General features: G+C 69.8%; 16 protein-coding genes. All 16 read left to right on the top strand.

What is annotated here, in order from left to right; translation table 11 throughout:
• Positions 1–44 precede the first annotated feature (44 nt).
• A complete protein-coding gene (locus AB4Y76_RS15325) occupies positions 45–800 on the top strand; it encodes an SDR family NAD(P)-dependent oxidoreductase (RefSeq protein WP_441926775.1) in 756 nt (251 codons plus the stop codon).
• A gap of 226 nt (positions 801–1026) precedes the next feature.
• On the top strand, positions 1027–2073 hold the full coding sequence (pstC, locus tag AB4Y76_RS15320; protein WP_441926773.1) for a phosphate ABC transporter permease subunit PstC: 1047 nt from the start codon (positions 1027–1029) through the stop codon (positions 2071–2073).
• The gene (gene pstA / locus AB4Y76_RS15315; protein WP_441926771.1) at positions 2070–3188 is read left to right on the top strand and encodes a phosphate ABC transporter permease PstA; all 1119 of its coding nucleotides are present in this window, start codon (positions 2070–2072) and stop codon (positions 3186–3188) included. The genes pstC and pstA overlap by 4 nt, the downstream gene beginning before the upstream one ends.
• Positions 3185–4840: a substrate-binding domain-containing protein gene (locus AB4Y76_RS15310; protein ID WP_441926769.1), complete on the top strand. Its 1656-nt coding sequence runs from the start codon at positions 3185–3187 to the stop codon at positions 4838–4840. The genes pstA and AB4Y76_RS15310 overlap by 4 nt, the downstream gene beginning before the upstream one ends.
• The gene (locus AB4Y76_RS15305) at positions 4837–7641 is read left to right on the top strand and encodes a hypothetical protein (protein WP_441926767.1); all 2805 of its coding nucleotides are present in this window, start codon (positions 4837–4839) and stop codon (positions 7639–7641) included. The genes AB4Y76_RS15310 and AB4Y76_RS15305 overlap by 4 nt, the downstream gene beginning before the upstream one ends.
• Positions 7638–8552 (top strand): sortase domain-containing protein, encoded by a 915-nt coding sequence (locus AB4Y76_RS15300; protein WP_441926765.1) that lies wholly within the window; start codon positions 7638–7640, stop codon positions 8550–8552. Before AB4Y76_RS15305 ends, AB4Y76_RS15300 begins: the two co-directional genes overlap by 4 nt.
• A gap of 166 nt (positions 8553–8718) precedes the next feature.
• A complete protein-coding gene (locus AB4Y76_RS15295) occupies positions 8719–10029 on the top strand; it encodes a hypothetical protein (RefSeq protein WP_441926763.1) in 1311 nt (436 codons plus the stop codon).
• Positions 10030–10060: 31 nt separating this feature from the next.
• A complete protein-coding gene (locus tag AB4Y76_RS15290; protein ID WP_441926761.1) occupies positions 10061–10696 on the top strand; it encodes a hypothetical protein in 636 nt (211 codons plus the stop codon).
• Positions 10693–11895, top strand: coding sequence for an Ig-like domain repeat protein (locus AB4Y76_RS15285; RefSeq protein ID WP_441926759.1), 1203 nt, complete (start codon positions 10693–10695; stop codon positions 11893–11895). The genes AB4Y76_RS15290 and AB4Y76_RS15285 overlap by 4 nt, the downstream gene beginning before the upstream one ends.
• A 25-nt stretch (positions 11896–11920) precedes the next feature.
• Positions 11921–12799: a phosphate ABC transporter ATP-binding protein gene (locus tag AB4Y76_RS15280; protein WP_441926757.1), complete on the top strand. Its 879-nt coding sequence runs from the start codon at positions 11921–11923 to the stop codon at positions 12797–12799.
• 298 nt (positions 12800–13097) lie between these two features.
• Positions 13098–17267 (top strand): DNRLRE domain-containing protein, encoded by a 4170-nt coding sequence (locus AB4Y76_RS15275; RefSeq protein ID WP_441926755.1) that lies wholly within the window; start codon positions 13098–13100, stop codon positions 17265–17267.
• A 263-nt stretch (positions 17268–17530) separates the two neighbouring features.
• Positions 17531–17911 carry a hypothetical protein gene (locus AB4Y76_RS15270; protein WP_441926753.1) on the top strand — a complete coding sequence of 127 codons (381 nt, stop codon included), beginning with the start codon at positions 17531–17533 and terminating at the stop codon, positions 17909–17911.
• A 280-nt stretch (positions 17912–18191) separates the two neighbouring features.
• The gene (locus AB4Y76_RS15265) at positions 18192–19154 is read left to right on the top strand and encodes an ABC transporter ATP-binding protein (RefSeq protein WP_441926751.1); all 963 of its coding nucleotides are present in this window, start codon (positions 18192–18194) and stop codon (positions 19152–19154) included.
• Positions 19154–19942 (top strand): ABC transporter permease, encoded by a 789-nt coding sequence (locus tag AB4Y76_RS15260; RefSeq protein WP_441926749.1) that lies wholly within the window; start codon positions 19154–19156, stop codon positions 19940–19942. The genes AB4Y76_RS15265 and AB4Y76_RS15260 overlap by 1 nt, the downstream gene beginning before the upstream one ends.
• Complete coding sequence (locus AB4Y76_RS15255) at positions 19939–20799, top strand: ABC transporter permease (RefSeq protein WP_441926747.1); 861 nt, start codon at positions 19939–19941, stop codon at positions 20797–20799. The genes AB4Y76_RS15260 and AB4Y76_RS15255 overlap by 4 nt, the downstream gene beginning before the upstream one ends.
• A gap of 47 nt (positions 20800–20846) precedes the next feature.
• The gene (locus AB4Y76_RS15250; protein WP_441926745.1) at positions 20847–21896 is read left to right on the top strand and encodes a hypothetical protein; all 1050 of its coding nucleotides are present in this window, start codon (positions 20847–20849) and stop codon (positions 21894–21896) included.
• Positions 21897–21898: the final 2 nt, after the last annotated feature.

Below are 21898 nucleotides of genomic sequence, written 5' to 3'. Positions count from 1 at the left end.
CAACTTCGACACGTCCGGAAACGAATGAGCAGGGGTACCTCGCAGTGACCGCACCGTCCCACAGCTACGCGCCGCGCACCGTCATCATCACGGGGGGCAGCCGTGGTCTCGGCGCCGGCTTCGTGCAGGCCTACCTGGACAACGGCGACCGCGTCGCCACCTGCGCCCGGTCGATCACGCCCGAGGTCGAGAAGTGGCAGTCGGACCCGGAGACGGCCGACCGGATCCTCTTCATGCCGTTCGACCTCTCCAGCCGCGAGGACGTGGACACGTTCGTCAAGGCGACCGTGGAGAAGTGGGGCGGGATCGACATCCTGATCAACAACGCCGGCGTCGCCCGCGACGGCGTCATCGGGCTGACCAGCGACGAGGACATCGACATCGTCGTGGACCTGAACATCAAGGGCACGCTCTACATCACCCGGATCGTCAGCCGCCGGATGCTCGCGGCCGGCAAGGGCAACATCCTCAACATCTCCTCGATCGTCGGTCGCTCGGGCTACCGCGGCCTGGCCGTCTACAGCGCCACCAAGGCCGCCCTCGACGGGATGACCCGCGCGCTGGCCCGCGAGCTGGGCTCGCGCGGCATCCGGGTCAACGGCATCGCGCCGGGCTACCTCCGGACCGAGATGAGCCACGGCCTCGACGAGGGTCAGATGCAGCAGATCGTGCGTCGTACGCCGGCCGGCCGGCTGGGCGAGCCGGCGGACGTGGCCCGCGCGGCACTCTTCCTGACCGACCCGGCCAACGACTACATCACCGGCCACGTGCTGGTGATCGACGGCGGCCTGACCGGCTGACCTGCTCCACCTGCCAGCCCCGTCGCCCGGGATCCGGCGGCGGGGCTGTGTGCTGCCCGCGTCCTGGCGGGTCCGTCGCCCGGGTCCTCGTGACGCGCGTCCCATTTTAAGGATCCTCAAACAAGTTTCTTAATCATTCCGATAGAGTTACTTGTGTGCGGACGGGTTCGGGCTGGTCCGCACGCGTTCACGTCCGCTGGGGCCGTGAACCGACGAAGGACCGCCCATGACCATCACGCCCACCCTCCCGGCGTACACCGAGCCGGAGGGCGCCCCGGAGATCGATCCGGACGTTCCCCGGACGATCGTCGCCCGCCGGTCGCGGCAGGACGCCGTCTTCGTGCACGGCGTCACCGGCGTCGCGATCCTGGTGCTGATCATCGTGTCCTCGATCGGAGTCTTCCTCGGCATCCAGGCGATCCCGACGCTGCGGCACTACGGGCTCTCCTTCTTCACCGAGTACCGCTGGCAGCCCAGCGCCGACATCGTCGGCATCGCGGCCGTCGTGCTCGGCACTCTCCAGGTCGCCGCGATCGCGCTGCTCTTCGCGTTCCCGCTCTCGCTGCTCACCGCGCTGTTCATCACCGACTGGGCGCCGGGATGGCTCAAGCCGACGCTGATCCGGCTCGTCGACCTGATGGCGGCGATCCCGGGGATCGTCTTCGGCCTCTGGGTGCTCCTCTTCGTCCAGCCGCACGCCAGCCACGTCGCGCACTGGCTCAGCAAGACCTTCGGCTGGATCCCGCTCTTCCACGTCCGCACCGACACCGACTACCCGATCTGGAGCCAGGCGCCCGGCTACCCGTCGTACGCGGGCTCGGCGGCGATGGCCGCGATCGCGGTGGCGATGATGATCTTCCCGATGGCCACCTCGGTGATGCGCGAGGTCTTCGCCGAGGCGCCGGTGGGCGAGAAGGAGGCCGCGATCGCGCTCGGCGCGACCCGGTGGGCGATGGTCCGCACGGTGGTGCTGCCCTTCGGCCGCAGCGGGATCGTCGGCGGCACGATGCTGGCGCTGGGCCGGGCGCTCGGCGAGACCATCTCGGTGGTGCTGATCATCTCCCAGGCCTTCGAGATCAAGCCGTACGTCCTCGAGGCGGGCACCTCGACCATCTCGGCGCTGATCGCCAGCGGGTTCAAGGAGGCCTCGCCGTCCCAGCTCTCCGCCCTCCTGACCGCCGGCTTCGTGCTGTTCTGCATGACCCTCCTGGTCAACACCATCGCCGCGCTGGTCGTCGCGCGGTCCCGCAGCGGACAGGTGACCGAGCTGTGACCGCCGTGCTGGAGCGCGCCGAGAGCCTCGACGCGCCGCGGGAGAACGGGTCGCCCGCCGGCGCGGAGGAGCCGCGCGAGGTGCTGCGGCGCCCGTCCGCCCGCACCCGCGACGACGTGCTCTGCCTGGTCGGTGCGGCGATCGGGTCGTTCGCCACGATCTGGCTGCTCTACACGAAGCTGCTGCCGTTCAGCGGCGCCGTCGGCTTCGTCGTCTGCTGGTACGCCGCCTTCGTGCTCTTCTACGCCGGCCTGACCGCCCTCACCCAGCCGCGGCCGGTGGTCGTGGACCGGGTCGTGACGACCGCGGTGATCGCGGCGCCGACGCTCGTCGGGCTGGCGCTGGTCAGCACGGTCGTGGTCACGGTGGCCAAGGGCCTGCCGGCGCTGGTGCACCCGAACTTCTACTTCGACGACATGGCCGGCGTCCGGCCGGGCTCCGGCTTCGACCGCGGCGGCATCGCGCACGCCATCGTGGGCACGATCATCGAGGTGCTGATCGCGGTCTCCATCGCGATGCCGCTCGGCGTGCTCACCGCGGTCTACATGTCCGAGGTCGGCGGCCGCGGTGCCCGCCTGGTGCGGGCCGTCGTCGAGGCGATGACCGCGCTGCCCTCGATCGTGGCCGGTCTGTTCATCTACACCGTCGCGATCGTCTACCTGGGCGTGCCGACCAGCGGCTTCGCCGCGGCGCTCGCGCTGACCGTGATGGCGCTGCCGATCATGGCGCGCGCCAGCGACGTGGTCCTCCGCGTCGTCCCGGGCGGTCTCCGCGAGGCCTCGCTCGCCCTCGGCGCCACCCAGTGGCAGACCGTCTGGAAGGTCGTCCTGCCCACCGCGCGGCCCGGCCTGGCCACCGCGCTCATCCTCGGCGTCGCCCGGGCCGTCGGCGAGACCTCGCCGGTGCTGCTCACCTCCGGCGCCTCGACGTTCATGAACACCGACCCGTTCACCAACCCGATGAACTCGCTCCCGCTGTTCGTCTACGCCTCGGTGATCTCCGGCAACCCCAACGCCGAGGTCCGCGCGTACGCCGCCGCCACCGTGCTGCTGTTCACGGTGCTGGTGCTCTTCGTCCTGGCCCGCCTGGTCGTGAAGGAAAGGAAAGCCCGATGATGCGCTCGCGGAGGTCGCTGGGCCGACGGTTGCTGAGACTCGTCGCCGTCGCCCTGGCCGGGGTGCTGGCCCTCCTGGTCGGCCCCAGCGGTGCCGAGGCGGCCGCCTCGCACGCCCTGATCCAGGGCTCGGGGTCGAGCTGGGCGGCGAACGCCGTCAACCAGTGGGTCGCCGACGTCGCCAACCAGGGCATGCAAGTCGTCTACACGGCCAACGGCGCGGCCCAGGGGCGCAAGGACTACGCCAACAAGTCGACCGACTTCGGCGTCACCGACTCGCCGTACCGGGGCAAGGACCCGACGACGGGCCAGCAGGACTCACCGCTGGGCCGGTCGTTCGCCTACCTGCCGATCGTGGCCGGCGGCACGTCGTTCCCCTACAACGTGAAGGTCGGCGGCACGGCGGTACGCAACCTCCGGCTGTCCGGGGAGACGATCGCGAAGATCTTCACCAACCAGATCACCAACTGGAACGACCCGCAGATCGCCCAGGACAACAACGGCCGGCTGCTGCCGTCGATCCCGATCATCCCGGTGGTCCGGGCGGACGGGGCCGGCGTGACCAACCAGTTCACGACCTGGCTCGCCAAGCAGTACCCGTCGATCTGGAAGGCCTGCAACGGCGTCGCCGCGCCGACCGACTACTTCCCGCTGAACTGCGGCCGCGCCACCGGTCCGCAGAAGGCGCAGACCGGGTCCGACGGGGTCATGAACTACGTGAAGTCCTCGAACGCGGTCGGCGCGATCGCGATGGAGGAGTACTCCTACCCGCTGATGGCGAACTTCCCGGTCGCCAAGGTGCTCAACCGGGCCGGCTACTACACCCTGCCGACGCAGTACAACGTGGCGGTGGCGCTGACGGCGGCGCAGATCAACAACAACCCGTCGGACCCGAACTACCTGACCCAGAAGCTCGACAACGTCTACGTCAACCCGGACAAGCGCACCTACCCGCTGTCGTCGTACGTGTACGCGATCATCCCGACCGCGGCGAACGACCCGCGGCTGAGCTCGACGCCGAAGCGGCAGACGCTGGCCGACTTCCTCTACTACTCGATCTGCCAGGGCCAGTCGGAGGTCGGACCGGTCGGCTACTCGCCGCTGCCGATCAACCTGGTCAAGGCCGGCTTCGAGCAGATCGGCAAGCTCAAGACGGCCGACCCGGCCGTCGACCTCACCCAGCGCGACGTCAGCACGTGCAACAACCCGACGTTCATCAAGGGCAAGCCGCAGGTGAACTACCTCGCCCAGATCGCGCCGCAGCCGCCGGCCTGCGACAAGATCGGCGCGGTGCCCTGCTCGGGCGGCGAGGGCAGCTTCAACAGCAACCCCGGGACCACGCCCGCGAAGGGTGGCACCAAGGCCGGTGCCGCCGCGGGTCCGGCCGCGACCACCGGCGGTGGTGCCGCGGGTGCCGCGACCACGGGTGGAGCGGCGGCGGTGCGCGACCCGGTCACCGGGGAGGTCGCCTCGGCCGCGGGGAGCGGTGCCGCCGGCGCCGAGACCGTGGTGGTGCCGACGACCCTGGCGGCCGGTGCCGCCAGCGGGTCCCCGGCGGTGCTGACCGCGCTGGTCATCGGACTCTTCCTCGGTGCCGTCACCGTGCCCGTCGCCGTGGGGCGCGCGGTCCGCCGGCGGGGGAGCGCGCGATGACCGGACCCTGGACCTCGTGGTCCGCGGCCACCCGGACCCGCGTCGCCCTCGGGCTGGCGGCGGTCCTCGCGGCGCTGACCGGCATCGTCTTCGCCCCGGTGGTGGAGTCGCCCGCGGACGCCGTCCGCACCGGGACGGTCTCGCGGACCAAGACCGTCGAGCGGGTCGCGTACGCCGCCGACGGCACCGCCACCCAGGTGGCCGGCTACGACGTGAAGCTGGACGTCTCGGAGACGACGAACCTGCGCGGTCGCCAGGAGCTGACGGTGCGCTGGACCGGTGCGCACCCCAGCGGCGGCCTGGTCAACGACGTGAACTCCGGTGCCGGCATCAACACCGAGTACCCGTTCGTGCTGCTGCAGTGCCGTGGCGTGGACAACCCCGGGAAGGGTCAGGAGCAGGTCCGTCCGGAGACCTGCTGGACCCAGACCGCCCAGGAGCGTTTCACCCGGGACAACAGCACCGGCTGGCCGGCGTGGCGCTCGGACGCGTTCGCCACCGCGGGCCAGCGGGCCCGGACGGTCTCGGCGCCCGACCCGCGGCCGTCCGAGTGCGGCCGGGTCGCCCTGGCCGAGCGCTGGCTGCCGTTCGTCGCGCTCTCCGGCAGGACCTACGCCGGCGGGCCGGTGCCGCTCGGCGGCTGCGTCGGGATGGCCCCGGAGTCCGACGAGGTCGGCGACGGCAGCATCCCGAGCAACTCGACCTTCGCGATGACCAAGGGCGACGGCAGCGGCCACGCGGAGTTCGCCGTCTGGACGGCGAGCGAGAACGCCTCGCTGGGCTGCTCGGCATCCGTCGCCTGCTCGCTGGTCGCGATCCCGGTGGTCGGGATCAGCTGCGACCCGTACGGGACCCGGCTCCCGGTGGCGAGCCGGCCGAGCCCGGCCGACGCGGCGACCGCGGACGCGCAGTGCTCGAAGGCCGACACCTACACGGCCGGTCAGCTGCGCAGCGACGCCAAGCTCACCAACCTGGCGACCTCCGGCGCGCTCTGGTGGGCGCCGTCGAACTGGCGCAACCGGATCACCGTGCCGCTGTCCTTCGCGGCGTCGGACTCGGTCTGCAAGGTCGTCGGCGGCGGCAAGCCGCAGCCGGTCTACGGGTCGGTGCTGCTCAACGAGCTGACCGCGTCCTGGCAGCCGAAGTTCTGCACCGACAAGGGACTGTTCCCGGTCGTGCACGTGCAGTCCTCGGAGTCGGCGGCGCGCAACCTGCTGTCCGTCGGCAACGTCGACGCCGCCCTCGGCTCCCGCCCGCTGGACGCCCCGTCGCGGCCGACCGTGCAGGCGCCGGTCGCTATCGGCGGGTTCGGGGTGGTGTTCAAGATCGACGCCGCGGACGGCTCGGAGTACCCGTCGCTGAAGATCAACGGGCGGCTGCTGGCCAAGCTGCTGAGCCAGTCCTACCCGGCCCTGGACTTCGTCAAGAGCGACTACGCGGCGCTGTCCGGAAACCCGATGAACCTGACGATGGACCCGGAGTTCCGGGCGCTCAACCCGGGGGTCAAGATCGACGCGGCCAACGCCACCGCCGCGACGATCCAGGTCCTCTCCACCGACTCCGACCTGGTCTGGGCGGTGACGCGCTACCTGGACGCCGACCCCGAGGCCCGGGCGTTCCTAGACGGCACCCCGGACCCCTGGGGGATGAAGGTGAACCCGAGCTACCAGGACATCGACCTGCCGGTGGACGCGTGGCCGCAGAAGGACACCTGGCTCGCGCCCGACTGGTACGACGACAGCGACCGGAACTACTGCTACGCCTACAGCCCGGCGCCGGTGCTCGGACTGGTGGCCAACCCCACCGCGAACATCAGCACCATCGCGCTGAACGTCCAGTACGCCATCTCGGCGGTGAACATGGCCTGCGCGGCCACCGACCGGTCCGACGTCGGCCGGCTCGGGTTGAAGAAGTACGGCAAGCAGCTGGTCGGCTCCCGGTTCGTGATCGGGCTCTCCACGCTCTCGGCCGCGTCCCGGTACAACCTGCGCACGGCCGCGCTGCAGACCACGTCGACCGTCCCGTCGGGGAGCAGGTTCACCGACGCCGGCGGCCGCACGTTCGTGGCGCCGGACAAGGCCGGCCTGACCAGCGCGGCCGCCCTGCTGAAGCCGGACGAGGAGGCCGGGACCTGGACGTTCGACTACGCCGGGCTGCGCACCGCCGCCGGGTCGGCGGCGTACCCGGGCCTGGTGCCGGTGTACGCCGACGTCCCGACCCAGGGCGTCGAGCACGAAACGGCGGTCAAGGTCTCCCGGTTCCTCTGCTACGCGGCGACCCGCGGCCAGGTGGCCGGCTCGGCCAACGGTCAGCTGCCGGACGGCTACCTGCCGCTGACGGACGCCAACGGTCTCGGCCAGCTGCAGGCCTACACGGTCCGGGCAGCCCGGCTGGTCAAGGCGCAGAACGGCCAGCTCCCGGGGCTGACCGGGGAGGCCGGCACCTGCAGCACGGCCGCCGACCCTGTGGCCACCACGCCGGTGCCGAAGCCGGCCGCCGATCCCGCGGGGGCGGCGCCGATCGGCGGGGGACCCGCCCCGGCGGCCGCCCCGGGGGCCGTCGGCAGCCCGCAGGCGGCCCCGGCCACCGAGGTGACCGTGCCGCTGGAGCTGGTGAAGACGCGCCGGGACTACTCGCCGCTGGGCAACGCCGGACTGCTGCTGGCGCTGTTCCTGGTCCTCGCCGCCGCGTTCGCGGGCCTGGTCCTGCGGCTCTACCCGGAGCGGCACGCGCTGGTCGCGGCGGCCCGGACGACGGTTCGGACCGCGGGCCGCGGTGCCGGGAAGCGGGTGAGCCGGTGAGCACGCTCGCGCCGCCGCCGACCGTCGTACGGGACGAGCCGCTGGACGCCTCGCCGCCGCCGCGCCAGCAGCAGAACGAGGTCCCGCGGCTGGGCTCCCAGGTGCTGTTCGCCTTCGCCCTGCTGGTCTCCTGGATGCTGCTCTACCTGACCGTGCTGAGCGGATTCGAGCAGTCCCACGACCAGCACGGCCTGTACGACGAGCTCCGCGCGCAGCTCGCCGAGGGCACCGCGCCCACCGGTGCGCCGATCGCGGCCGGAGCCCCGGTGGCGCTGCTCAGCATCCCGGCGCTCGGCGTCGAGAACGTCGTGGTCGTCGAGGGCACCCGGAGCGACCAGACCCAGCAGGGGCCCGGCCACGCGCTCGGGACCGTGCTCCCCGGGCAGCAGGGAACCAGCGTCGTGACCGGCCGGTCGCTGACGTTCGGCGCCACCTTCCGCGAGCTGCCGGACCTGGGCAACGGCGACACCGTCCGTGTGACCACGGCGCAGGGGGAGTTCACCTTCAAGGTGACCGGCGCCCGTCGGGCCGGGGACCCGGTGCCGTCGCCGGTGGCCGAGGGCGGAAGCCGGCTGACCTTGGCCACCGCGGCGGGGGAGGGCCGGCTCGCCGGGCTGCGGCCGTCGGAGACCTACTACGTGGACGCCGAGCTGCTCGGGAAGTCGGTGGCCGCGGGTGCGCGGTCGACCGCGGACCCGCACGGGCTCGGGATGAAGGCCGAGGTGTCGCCGGGCCAGCTGGCGCTGCTCGCGCTCGCTCTCCAGCTCCTGCTGCTGGTGCTCGCCGGCGCGGTCTGGGCCTGGCACCGCTGGTCCCGGATCGGAGCCTGGGTGACCGGGCTGCCGGCGGTGCTGGCGGTGCTCTGGCTGGTCTCCTCCCTCGTCTCCGGGCTCCTGCCGGCGATGATCTGAAGCATCTGAAGAGATTGTTGATCAAAATACAAGACTTACTAAAGAATGGCGCTCCGAGCCGCTAGGCTCTGCGCAGAGCAACGGCTCCCCTCCCCACCCCCAGCTTCGCCGCCGCGGCCCCTTCGCGGCGTGAAAGACGACTGAGTTGACTAAGAAAGGTCATTCAATGCAGAAGAAGAGGACAGCCCTCGCCGCCTCGGTGGTGGGCATCGCCGTCGTCGGCACCCTGGCGTTCCAGGGTTCGGCCCAGGCAGACCTGGCGCCGCAGCCGAAGGACGTGGTGACCGTCGGCTCGGACATCCAGCAGAACGCCTTCAACTTCCTCGCCGACGGGTACGGCGCCCTCCCCGGCTACAACACCGCCGGCAACAAGTGGCGGTTCGTGAACTTCGACTCCTCCGGCGACGCCAACGGCCGGTCGGCGTACATCGACCCGACGACCGTCGCGAACTACACCGGCAGCCTGGACGGCGACGCCACCAACGAGAAGTACGTCAAGATCTCCGACGTCAAGGTCCTCAACCCCACCGCCTCCCTCGCGGCCGGCGCGCCCAACGAGGTCCGCCCCTCCGGCGGCAACGGCGGCATCACCGCGCTGATCCAGGACTTCGACCACCACTGGATCGACGTCGCCCGGAGCCCCAACCTGCCGACCACCCAGAACAACAGCACCGCGCTGTCGAACCTGAGCTCGGCCATCCACACCGTCCAGATCGGCATCGACAAGGACCTCATCGCCGCGGCCACCGACACCAACGCCCCGGCCGGCGGCCTCACCCTCAAGCAGGTCGCCTGGATCTACCACGGGCAGGACAACGCGGGTAACCCGATCCTGAAGTGGAAGGACCTCAATCCGGCCTGGGCCGACGAGACCATCGTCCCGCTGGTGCCGCCGACCTCGGCCGGCATGCGCGACGTCTTCCTGCGGCCGCTGGCGGCGTACTGGGGGCAGGCGTACAGCACCACCGACCAGAAGAACGCCTTCTCCGCGGGCTACGTCAACAACCCGAACCTGCGCACCGTGCAGCAGAACGACCCGACGACGATCACCGCGATCGCCGACCCCGCGGTCAAGAAGAACGCGATCGTGCCCTTCCCGCGCGGCCGCTTCAAGCTGCTCGAGGCCGGCTTCTACGCCAACCCGTCGACCGCCAACTCCTACACCGCCAACCCGGCGTCGCCGCGCTCGGCGCTCAGCGTCGCGGGCCTGCAGCTGCTCAACGAGAACGGCGCCGACGCCGGCGGCAACGCCGACAGCGTCTTCGTCGTGGACTTCCCGTACAACGCCATCTTCCGGGAGAGCGACTACCAGTCGAACACCCCGTGGCAGCCGGGCAGCACCCTCAACTGGGTCCAGGCGCTCTTCTACAACCCGGGTGGTCCGACGCCGTTCGTGAACACCGAGGCCGGGCACGCGCTCCTCGAGGCCGCCGGCATCGAGCCGAACTGGGTCGACCGCGGGATCCCCGGGGCCTGACGGCCGCGACGGACCAGGGAGTGAGAGCACGATGACCACCGACACCGCGACCGAGCACGTCTCGGACGTCACCACCCCCGCGCAGGGGAGCCGGACCAAGGTCTGGATCGCCGTCGCGCTGGCCGGTGTCCTCGTCGGTCTCGGCATCGCCTGGTTCGTCGTGGCCCACCGGGAGGACGCAGCCCCCTACACCGACCCGGCGGCCCGGGGCACGTTGACGTTCTGCGACGCCGACGGGCACGAGGTCACCGGCGGGTCGGTGAAGGGACAGCTGGCCGACACCGTCGTCGGCTCGAGCCCGGCCACCGGGGCCTACGCGCAGGCCGGGAACGCGACCCTGTTCGCCTACCAGCCCCGCGAAGGCGTCTCTCCCGAGGAGTTCAGCGGGCTCCAGCTCACGGCCGCGAGCGCGGTCGACGACGCTGCCCACCCCTCCGCCCGGATCACCGCACGGTCCACCACGCTGGCCGACTTCGTCGCCGGGTTCCCGGCGGCGTGGCACGGCTACGTGCAGCTCCGCCTGCTCCTCACCGCGCCCGGCACCGCCCCCCAGGTCGACCGCTACGACGCCGCGGACCTCCGCGTCGACGGGGACCGGTGGCGGCTCGTGACCGGCGGCGGCGGGGCCTGCGCCACTGCGCACTCAAACTCGAAAGGAACATCGTGAAGACACGCATCCGCAAGCCGTGGGCGGTGGTGGCAGGGATCGCCCTGTTCGCCTCGACCGCCTCCGGGGTGGCGTACGCCGCCACCAGCTTCACCGGGAACCCGGACTCGCTGGCCTGGTACAGCGCCGACGAGACCGCCGTCACCGCCAACCCCGACAAGAGCGCGGCGACGCTCACCCTCTACAACGCCGCCGGCACGGCCGTCACCTCCGGCAGCGTCAGCGCCAAGCCGTTCGTCGCGTACGCCGCCACCAGCGCGCCGCTGCGCTCCGGTGACGACCACGCGTCCCTGTTCGCCTACACCGCCAACCCGGGCCTGGCCCAGGGCGCGTGGACCGGCGAGCAGCTGACCGCGGCCAACACCTTCCCGGTGGCCGGGGCTCCGGCCGGGGTCGGCTCGAACCCGGTGGTCAAGGGGGCGGCGACCAGCCTCTCCCTGGCCGACTACATCGCCGGCTACGAGAACACCTCGACGGCGACCGGCTTCGAGGACGTCTACGAGATCCGGCTGCGGTCGAGCTCGGCGAGCCAGGGCGTCGGGACGACGTACGCGTCGACGTTCGTGAAGGTCACCGGCGACACCTGGACCGTGACCAGCTCGCCGGTCAACCTGACCTCGACCTCGACCACCTCCGCGGTCCCCGCGAGCGCTCGCTACGGCACCGCGTTCAACGTCACCGCGACGGTGACCCCGACCGACGCCTCGGTCCCGGCCGGCACCGTCTCCGTCCTCGAGGGTCCGACCGTCGTGGCCACCGGGACGCTCGCCTCCGGCGCGGCCACCATCACCGTCCCGGGTACCAGGCTCGCGCCGGGCAGCCACGCGCTGGTGCTGCGCTACAACGGTTCCGGCTCGCTCGCGCAGAGCAGCGCGACCGCGAAGACCGTCGTCGTCGCCAAGGCGCTCTCGACGACCTCGGCCCGGGTGGTCAAGACGCCGCTGAAGAAGACCAAGGTGCCGGCCGTCGTCGTCACCGTGCGCGCGGCGGGCCTCAAGCCGACCGGGACCATCCGGATCTACGCCGGCTCCAAGGTCCTCAAGACCGTGACGCTGACCGCCGCGAACAACGGCGTCATCACGATCAAGCTGCCCAAGTTCAAGGTCGCCAAGAAGTACACCCTGGTGGCCAAGTACGCCGGCAGCGGGACCGTCGGGGCCAGCAACGCCAGGGCCGTGACCATCAAGATCACCAAGTAGCAGAGCCGGACTGAGGAGAAGGCGCATGACCAACGCCGTCGAGACCGACACCACCCGCACGCTGCCGGCCGTCGAGGCCGGCCCGGGACCCTCCCGTCCCGGGCCGGCCCCGGGTCAGTCGGGTCAGCTCTCGGGCACGCTCCACGCCGAGCGCGTGTCGGCGTGGTTCGGCCAGCGCAAGGTGCTGGACCGGGTGACGCTCGAGGTCCCGGCCGAGCGGGTGACCGCGCTGATCGGGCCGTCGGGCTGCGGCAAGTCCACCTTCCTCCGGATCCTCAACCGGATGCACGAGCTGGTACCGGGTGCCCAGCTCGCGGGGGAGGTGCTGCTCGACGGCGAGGACATCTACCACCCGGCCAGGAAGGTCACCGACGCCCGGCGGGCGATCGGGATGGTCTTCCAGAAGCCGAACCCCTTCCCGGCGATGTCGATCTACGACAACGTCCTCGCCGGGCTGCACCTGACCGGGACCAAGGGCTCCAAGTCCGACCGGGACGCGCTCGTCGAGTCGAGCCTCGTCCGGGCCGGCCTCTGGACCGAGGTCCGGGACCGGCTCCAGCAGCCCGGGTCGGCGCTGTCGGGTGGCCAGCAGCAACGGCTCTGCATCGCCCGGTCGCTCGCCGTCGGTCCGCGGGTGCTGCTGATGGACGAGCCCTGCTCCGCCCTCGACCCGACGTCGACCCGGGTGGTCGAGGAGACGATCAAGGAGATCGCCCACGAGGTGACCATCGTGATCGTCACGCACAACATGCAGCAGGCGGCCCGCGTTTCCGACCAGTGCGCCTTCTTCCTCGCCGAGAACGGCGCGCCCGGCGTGATCGTCGAGCACGGTCCCACCGACGCGATGTTCTCCTCCCCCCAGGACAGCCGGACCGCGGACTACGTCCACGGCCGCTTCGGCTGATCCCCCCGAACCCCGGTCCGGGCGCGTAACCCAGCGCGCGCCCGGGCCGGTCCGACTCCTCGCGGTCGGTGCCTGTCCTGGTCAGACGGGTGCCGACCGCGAGGTTTTTCCGTCGGCGCGTAAGCCCGCGGTTCGCCGAGACGTCTTCCTGACGTGCACCTTCCTTGCGGTGCACAGGAAGAGGTCACCTGTGTTCTCCCGCCGTGTTCTTCGTTCTGCCGCCCTCGTGGCCGCGTTCTCCCTCCCGCTCTCGGGCTTCGTGGCTGCCGAGGCAGCGGTCAGTCCGCGGCGCGCTCCCGTGGCCGACAAGACTGCCGGCGCCACCGAGCAGTCGCGTCCCGACTCGGTCTCGGCGATGGTGACCGCGCGGGCGACCGGCAAGCGGGTCGAGGACCTGTCGCAGCGTTCGGAGACCGAGCTGGTCTTCGCGAACCCTGACGGCACCTGGACCTCCGAGCAGGACACTGAGCCGACGCGGGTGCAGGACGAGGACGGCGCGTGGCACGACATCGACCTCACGCTGGTGGAGCGGGACGGGCACCTGGAGCCGAAGTACGCGGCCTCCGATCTGCAGCTCTCGGACGGCGGGGACCGGGTGTTCGCCGGGTTGAGCGAGGACGGCAAGGACCTGACGTGGAAGTGGTCCTCGGCGCTGCCCGAGCCGAAGGTCGAGGGCGACACCGCGACCTACGTGGGCGCGGTCGAGGGCGGTGACCTGGTGGTCACCGCGACCGCGACCGGGTTCAGCCACTCGGTGGTGCTCCGGCAGCGGCCGGCGAACCTGGACGACCTCACCTCGGATCTGGGGGCTGGGCCGGAGGAAGTCGCGACCCCGACCCCGACCCCGACTCCGACCCCGACCCCGGCTCCGGCTCCGGAGGCTTCATCGACCCCGGATTCGGACGAGTCGCTGGCGTTCTCGATGCCGGTGGCCACCGACGGGGCCAAGCTGACCGAGGCGGCGAACGGTTCGCTGCAGGTCAAGACGAAGTCCGGTGAGGTCGTCGCGACCGCGCCGAAGCCGTTGATGTGGGATTCCACGGAGAATTCCCAGGGGGACCCGGCGAACGTCGTTCCGGTGGAGGCGACGGTGACCCAGGCCGGCGCGATGACGCCGGACGGGGAGAAGGCGGGTGCGAACCCGGTCCTGACGCTGACCCCGGACGAGGACTTCCTGGCCGACCCGGACACGAAGTACCCGGTGACGATCGACCCGAGTTTTACGACCTACGCCAACGGTGACACCTGGATCGAGAGCGCCGACTACATCAGCAGCCAGGCCGGCAGCGATGAGCTGCGGGCGGGCACGTTCGACGGCGGCACCCACAAGGCGCGCTCCTACCTGACGTTCTCCTCCAGCGGGATCAGCGGACGGCACATCACCAAGGCGACGTTGTGGATGCGGAACTGGTACTCGGCCAGCTGCACCGCGGCGAACGTCAACGTCTCGCGGATCATCGAGCCCTGGTCGGTGACCGGGGTGACGTGGGCGACCCGCCCGAACTTCACCGACACCGGCATGGCCTACTTCGCCCCGGCCTACGGCGCGTCGGGGTGTGCGGCCAACGGCGCGAACTGGGACGTCACCAGCATCGTGGACGGCTGGGCATCCGGCGCATTCCCGAACTACGGCCTGCAGGTGCGCGGCAACACCGAGACCTACAACGCCACCTGGCGCCGCTACCGGTCGGTGAACTACTCCGACACGTCGGTGCACCCGCGGCTGGTGGTGACCTACAACTCCTATCCAGCTAATGCTTCTGGACTGACTGTCTCGCCCGTAGTCGACGGTGAGACGGATACCCTCACGCCCACCCTTTCGGCTCACGTCAGCGACGTTGACGGGCCCGGTGTCCGCGCAAGATTCAGAGTCCTCTCGGGCGGTGACCTGATCTGGAGCGGCGACGGCACCCAAGTGGTCGGCGACACTGAAGGCACCTCGACCGCCGTCGTGCCCTCCGGCAAGCTCAAGGCTGGCCGCGACTATGCCGTGCAGGCATATGGGTTTGACGGGACCCTGTTGAGCGGCAGGAACGGCACATCAGGCGGCTTCGATTCGGCTGACATGCACATTTCCAGGTCCGCGGGGGGAATGTTTGTACCGTCCTCCGGGATTGTCCTGGACACCGCAGCGGTGCCCGTGGTTGGAGATTTCTCCACGCCCATGCCGGCCAACTCTTGGCGTACGGTTCAGGTACTGGGCCGCGCTGGCTTGCCCACAAGCGGCGTTTCCGCCGTGGCGTTGAACATCACGGCGTTCAGTCCTTCTTCGGCCGGCCGGGTCGACATCAGTCCAACGGCGTCTGAAGGCATGACGTACCTCGAGTATCTTGGCGGCGCGTCGCAATCCGCTTCAGGCATGGTCGACCTCGATGTCAATGGCGCAGTCCGGGTCCGCGTCTCCAGTTCCGTGAATCTGCGAATCCAGGCCGAAGGCTATTTCAGCACCTTCCCAGTTGGAGGTGCGGGGTCATACTTCCCTGTTCCACAATTGCGCGTTGCAGACACTCAAACGGGTTCTGGCCTTAGTGGGGCGCAGATGGCATCGGGCGAGAGCCGCGTGATTCGCGTCGGCGATCTCGAGGAAGTGCCTGACGGCGCAACGGCCGCGGCCGTGGTGATCCGGACGATTCATCCGGCAAGCGGAGGCACCTTCTCTGTTTCCCGCGCAGACGATGCGATGGGGGCGATCTCGACGGCATTTCGTGGAGGAGAGGACAGTGCCCACGGGCTTCTGGTGCCGCTCAGTTGGTCTGGCGCGGACCAGGGCGCGTTCAAGTTGACCATTTCGGGAGCTTCCGCGGATATCAGCGTTGACGTCCTGGGCTACTTCATTCCTGGATATGCAGGCGGTGCGCTCACGCCATTCCAGGTGCGCGCGTTCGACACTCGAACCCCGCCCCAAGTGGCTGTTCCCGGAAACTCGAGCGTCGAGGTCGCTCTCACGGGCCCGACTGGCGCCCTGACCATGGCGGCTCCGGAGACGACGTCTGCCGTCGTCGCGCGAATTGGTGTTCAGGGTGGCGCATCTGCACGTGGCTCCTTGAACATCTGGGCAACGGGGACTGACGAGCCGTACACGCCAGTTTTGGACTACGCGGCGGGTTCCGGCGCTTCGGCGACCGTTGTGCCGTTGGGCACCGATGGAAAAATCACCATCCACAACACGGGAGTTGAAAAGGTCGACGTGACCCTCGACGCCGAGGGCACGTTCAGTGTTCCGGGGGAGCAGTTGTGGGAACCAGCTGCCGTTGGTCACGGTGACAACATCGATCTTCAGGGAACTATCCTGTCCGACGGGATCCCTGTCGACGGTGCACAGGTCACCGCCGTTGCCTGGCCGACTGCCGACAGCCTCGCAACCGGTGCAGAAGGCGAGACTGTCCAGAACCCTGTCCTGGACACGGCGACCACCGATGAGAATGGCCGCTATTCGATCGACGGAACGACGAGCGGCCTGTCGTCCGATTACGTCGCCGACGACGGATCGGTGACAATGCAGTTGCTGGCCGCGGATGGCAGTTCGGTCGTTCCTTACGTCCTCACTGCCGAGGCCGATCCTCTCGAATCGCGGGAGGCCGATGCGCGCGGCGGGACGGACGGACCCCAGAGCCTTTCGGGTGGCGCGGTCGTGGTGGCCGAGGACGTCAACATCGACGTGGCAACGGGCCTCGCTTCTACCGAGTCCGATGACATCAGCGAGTGGCGCGATCCGGATGACGGCGAGCTGACGCAGACAGAGTACGAAGAGGCTTCGACCAGCGGAGTCATCGAGGTTCCCACGACCGTGGGTACGGCTGGACGTTCGGTGAAGGCAGTCCCGACCGGCGCCGGTGGTGGCTCTTGCTGGACCGAGAAGGGCCGTTGGTTCTACGACATGCCTGAGCGCTTCATGTCCGTCTACAACTGGAGCGGGGCGAAGGCCGACGTCACCCAGACGAGAAGCAACCATCACAGTCTCGGAGTGGGCTTGAAGTCGCCAGACGTGTCGAAGTGGGTGCAGAGCGGGGTGCTCGACATTCACAGGCAGGATACGAATGGCTACAGCAAGACCGTCGTTGGCTCGGCGCTCGGCGTCGTCAATCAAACTCTCTTCAACAAGGTCGACTATCGGGACATTCACACGTACTGCGTCGGCACGTACTCCGGATACCAGGATTTCGGGGTGAGCCGCACCCCGGTTCGGATTGCCTCGTTCACTCCGGACTCTCCGAGGACGGTGTCCGTCAACCAACCTTGGCGCGATCGTTGTGAGGGGTACTCGAACTTCGACTTCACTAAAGACAGTGGGAAGTCCTACACCAAGACGCAGGGGATTGAGTTTGCGTCGGTCTCCTTGACAGCCCAAAGTGGTTACGACAAGTCAACGAGAATCACCGTTCACGTCAGGAAGCCGTCGCTGATCTGCTCGAACGATCCAAAGCTGCCGATCAACTACTCCAGGGCTTTCAAGGTGTGGAAGCGTTGAGACGGGCAGCAGGCGTCGGGGCGCTCGTCGTCGTCGCCCTGCTGGGCGGCGCCAGCCTCCACTCGCGCTCCGTGGACGCTGGTGCGAGCGACGGTAGGAAAGAGGTAGCGGGCGGTCCGCACCGTGGGTCAAGCGGGGCACCTGAGACGCCGAGATCAACCAAGGTCGAGCCTCGGTTGGTCGTTTCGCCGGAGTCCTTCGGTGGCGCTTCTTCTCTTCCCGGTCGAGATCGCACTGCAACAGCGTGGGTAGGGCCAGTCTGCGTGGTCGGGGCAGCCTCGATAACGATCGAGCGGATCGAACCCGTCGGGCCCGCCGGCGGAATTTCGGTCACCGACTTTGCCGTGACTCAGCCGGGACGCCAAGTTGAGGGCTTCGCCGCCCGCAGGCTCGCCAGCCTGTACGGCACGTCGATGACTCACGAAGTCGTGACGCCGTGTGCGCGTGATGGGACTATCGCCGGTGCAAATTTGAACGACCTTTCTATCGAACTCAACAAGCCGGCAGGAACCAACGCGACTGCGCGCGGGTTCGAGGCCGTATACCGCACACGAGCGGGTGTGCGCCGGGTCCCGATCCACTTCAGGATCAACCTGTGCCAATCGCCTTTGGGATCCAACGATTGCGTGGCGCCTGACGAATGAGGGATCGCCAGCCGGCGCTCGTCTGGCGCAAGAAGCCAGGATTGCGTGCGGCGTCCGTCAGCTTCCGCCCCGCCCCGCACCCCTCCCCGGAAGATGCGACCTCGAGCCACAGCAATATCCGGAGTCGGTGCACTACGAGGGCGTGGTCGCCTCGCACCTCGGCCTGGTCGCGGGTCTGCACGCGCCGACGACGACGTGGCCGCTGATCGACGCCTTCCTCGCCGAGGGCGACGAAAAGCCGTAGCGCCGCTGTCGGTCACATGACCTAGGGTCGGTGACCGTGAGCAGTTCTCCTGAGCTCGGGCGCCAGGACGCGATGATCAGCGCGTCCGGGCTGCGCAAGTCCTTCGGCACCTTCGAGGCCGTCAAGGGCATCGACGTCGAGGTCCGGCCGGGGGAGGCCTTCGGATTCCTGGGCCCCAACGGCGCCGGAAAGTCCTCGACCATGCGGATGGTGGCCGCGGTCTCGCCGGTCAGCGGCGGCACCCTGCGGATCCTCGGCCTGGACCCGGCGGTAGACGGGCCGACGATCCGCTCCCGGATCGGGGTCTGTCCGCAGGAGGACACCCTCGACACCGAGCTCAACGTCCGCGACAACCTCTACGTGTACGGGCGCTACTTCGGCCTGCCGCGCGCGGAGGTCCGCCGCCGGACCGAGGAGCTGCTCGAGTTCGTCCAGCTCGCCGACAAGGCGACCGCCAAGGTCGACGACCTCTCCGGCGGCATGAAGCGCCGGCTCACCATCGCCCGCTCGCTGATCAACCGGCCCGAGGTGCTCCTCCTCGACGAGCCCACCACCGGGCTCGACCCGCAGGCCCGGCACGTGGTCTGGGACCGGCTGTTCCGGCTCAAGCAGCAGGGCGTCACGCTGGTGCTCACCACGCACTACATGGACGAGGCCGAGCAGCTCTGCGACCGGCTCGTGGTGATGGACAAGGGGCTGATCGTCGCCGAGGGGTCGCCCGCCGACCTGATCCGGGATCACACCACCCGCGAGGTGACCGAGCTCCGGTTCGCGACCCTCGACGGCGGGGCGACGCACGAGGAGCTCGCCGCCAAGGTCGAGGACCTCGCCGAACGTGTCGAGGTGCTCCCGGACCGGTTGCTGCTCTACACCGACGACGGCGAGGACACCCTGGCTCGGGTGCACGAGCGCGGGCTCGACCCCGTCATGTCGCTGGTCCGTCGCTCGACGCTGGAGGACGTCTTCCTCCGCCTGACCGGCCGGACGCTGGTCGACTGATGACGCGCCTCGACGTACGTCGCGCCGCGCGGATGACCGACTACTGGTGGGTGCTGACGAAGCGCACCTGGCGGGGCTCGGCGATCTCCTCCTTCGTCGTCCCCCTCCTCTACGTCCTCGCGATGGGGGTGCTGCTCGGCGGGTTCGTCGACGCCGACCCCGCCGAGCTCGAGGGCGCGACGTCGTACCTGGCGTTCGTCGCGCCCGGGCTGGTCGCCGCGCAGACGATGACCACGGTCTTCGGCGAGGTCACCTACCCGGTGATGGGGATGATCAAGTGGAACCGCGCGTACCTCGGCATGATCGCCACGCCGCTGGGTGTCGCCGACGTCGTCTTCGCGCACCTCGGGTTCGTGGTCTTCCGGGTCGCGACGGTCTCCGCGGTCTTCCTCGCCGTGATGGCGCCCTTCGGGGTCTTCGAGTCCGTGCCGGGCGTGATCGGCGCCTTCTTCGCTCAGCTGCTGCTGGGCACGGCGTTCGCCGCGCCGGTCTACGCGCTGTCCGCGTCGCTGCCCAACGAGAGCGGCTTCGCACTGGTCTTCCGGCTGGGGATGATCCCGATGTTCCTGTTCTCCGGCGCCTTCTTCCCGATCGAGAACCTGAACCCGTTCCTGGAGGCGCTGGCGCGGGTGACGCCGCTGTGGCAGGGCGTCGACCTCACCCGGATGCTCGTGCTCGGCACGGTCGACGGGCCGGCCGCGGCGGTGCACGTCGCCTATCTGCTCGCACTCACCCTGGCCGGCTGGTTCGCCGCCGTCCGGCTGCTGGAACGGCGGCTCGTCTCATGATGGTCACCTCCGCGAAGGGCGCCCTGGCCAAGGCGATCGGCCGAGCCGGCGGCGGTCCCGACCGTGCGGCCGGCCGGCCGGACTCGCCGATCAGCACGTCCGAGGCCACCGCCCTGATCGTCCAGCGCAACTACATCGCCTACCGGTCCGGGTGGTGGATCTTCGTCTCCGGGTTCCTGGAGCCGGTCTTCTACCTGTTCTCGATCGGGATCGGCGTCGGCAAGCTGATCACCGGGTTCACCTTCAACGGCGAGGTGATCCCGTACGCCGAGTTCGTCGCCCCCGGCATGCTGGCCGCGTCCGCGATGAACGGCGCGCTGCTCGACTCGACGTACAACTTCTTCTTCAAGCTGAAGTACAACAAGCTCTTCGACCAGATGCTGGCCACCCCGCTGACCACGACCGACGTCGCCCGCGGCGAGCTCGCCTGGTCGCTGCTGCGCGGCGGCATCTACTCGGCCGTCTTCCTGCTGGTCATGGTCGCGATGGACCTGGTGCACTCCTGGTGGGCGGTGCTCGCGGTGCCCGCCGCGCTTCTCATCGGGGCGGCGTTCGGGGCGGTCGGCATGGCGCTCACGACGTACATGCGGTCCTGGCAGGACTTCGACTACATCACCCTGGGTCAGCTTCCGCTCTTCCTCTTCTCCGGCACCTTCTTCCCGCTCAGCGCCTTCCCCGACTGGCTCGCGGCGGTCGTCGGGTGCACGCCGCTGTACCGCGCGGTCGTCCTGGTCCGCGAGCTCACCACCGGCTCGATCACCTGGGCCTCGGGGGTGTCGGTGGTGTACCTGGTCGCGATGGTCCTCGTCGGCCTCGCGATCGCCGGCAAGCGGCTGGACCGGCTGCTGCTGTCCTGATTGCGGATGCTCCGGCGCGGCCCGCCGGGCCCTCGTACCCTCGTCCCGTGGGGTCGGTGGTCACGCGTCTGCGCACGTGGGTCGGCAGCCTGGTGGGCTGGCGACGCATCGCCGTGCTCGGAGGCGGTGGTCTCGCCCTCATCCTGCTCTTCGACTACCTGGTCGCGCTCGTCCTGGTCGGCGGTGCCCCGGAGCAGAGCGAACGGGTCGCGCTGGCGAAGCTGGACACCGTGCCGATGGGCCAGGTGATGCTCGCGAAGGCGGCCGACCCGAAGAAGGTCGAGCACCCGCACGGGATGGCCTGGCGCAAGGCCGGTGTCGCCGTGCTCGCGCACTCCGAGGTCGACCAGGTCCAGACCTCGGCCGGGCTGCGACGCGCCTCCGACGGCAGCGCCCTGCTTGCCTTCGAGCTCGGCGACTGGCCGTGCGAGGAGAAGCCGTGCGACGACTGGGACACGCTCAAGGCCCGGGTCAACATCGACGGCGCCTCGGTCCCGCTCCCCGCCGGCGGGGACACCTTCGTCGCCGCGCTGCCTCCCGGGACCCAGGACGTCGACCTGGTCGTCAAGGCGGACGGCTACACCCAGTACCTCTCCCTCTCCGGCGGGTACGACGGCCCCTCCAACATCGCCCTGCTGACCAGGAAGGAGCGCGACCCGAAGACCCCGATCGGCGCCCGGTTCCCGGTGGTCGAGCGGACCAGCGTCGCGCTCGAAGGGCCTCAGGGGCTGCAGGACACCTACACCCGCGACGTCACCGTCGACTACTGGCAGCGACGGTTCTTCCTCAACGGGAAGAAGCCCGGCGACCAGACCCGGATGTTCCTGGTCGTGAACGCCTTCTACTCCTACGCCGGACGCACCGAGCGCTACCTCTTCGGCGACGACGAGATCGCCTTCGTCGCCCGCGACGGCACCCGCTACCCGCCGCTGGACGTCGATCCGTCGCCCGACCAGGGGCTCCTCGGTTTCGAGATCCCGGCCTCCGTGCGCGGCGGGAACCTGGAGATCGGCGGCACCGTCGGGCGCACCTCGACGACCGGCGTTCCCTACACCGCGACGATCGAGCAGCGCTCGTTGCCGATCAGTCTCGGGTGAGA

It is taken from the genome of Marmoricola sp. RAF53 (genome assembly GCF_052114005.1).
Classification (GTDB): domain Bacteria; phylum Actinomycetota; class Actinomycetes; order Propionibacteriales; family Nocardioidaceae; genus Marmoricola.
The sequence above is the reverse complement of the archived record's forward strand: the minus strand, read 5'-3'. Positions and strand labels throughout refer to the sequence as shown.

Bases quoted from the DNA above. Each gene is read 5' to 3' on its own strand.
- pstC (WP_441926773.1), top strand. From the start codon at position 1,027: ATGACCATCACGCCCACCCTCCCGGCGTACACCGAGCCGGAGGGCGCC.
- AB4Y76_RS15310 (WP_441926769.1), top strand. From the start codon at position 3,185: ATGATGCGCTCGCGGAGGTCGCTGGGCCGACGGTTGCTGAGACTCGTC.
- AB4Y76_RS15305 (WP_441926767.1), top strand. From the start codon at position 4,837: ATGACCGGACCCTGGACCTCGTGGTCCGCGGCCACCCGGACCCGCGTC.
- AB4Y76_RS15295 (WP_441926763.1), top strand. From the start codon at position 8,719: ATGCAGAAGAAGAGGACAGCCCTCGCCGCCTCGGTGGTGGGCATCGCC.
- AB4Y76_RS15290 (WP_441926761.1), top strand. From the start codon at position 10,061: ATGACCACCGACACCGCGACCGAGCACGTCTCGGACGTCACCACCCCC.
- AB4Y76_RS15280 (WP_441926757.1), top strand. From the start codon at position 11,921: ATGACCAACGCCGTCGAGACCGACACCACCCGCACGCTGCCGGCCGTC.
- AB4Y76_RS15260 (WP_441926749.1), top strand. From the start codon at position 19,154: ATGACGCGCCTCGACGTACGTCGCGCCGCGCGGATGACCGACTACTGG.
- AB4Y76_RS15255 (WP_441926747.1), top strand. From the start codon at position 19,939: ATGATGGTCACCTCCGCGAAGGGCGCCCTGGCCAAGGCGATCGGCCGA.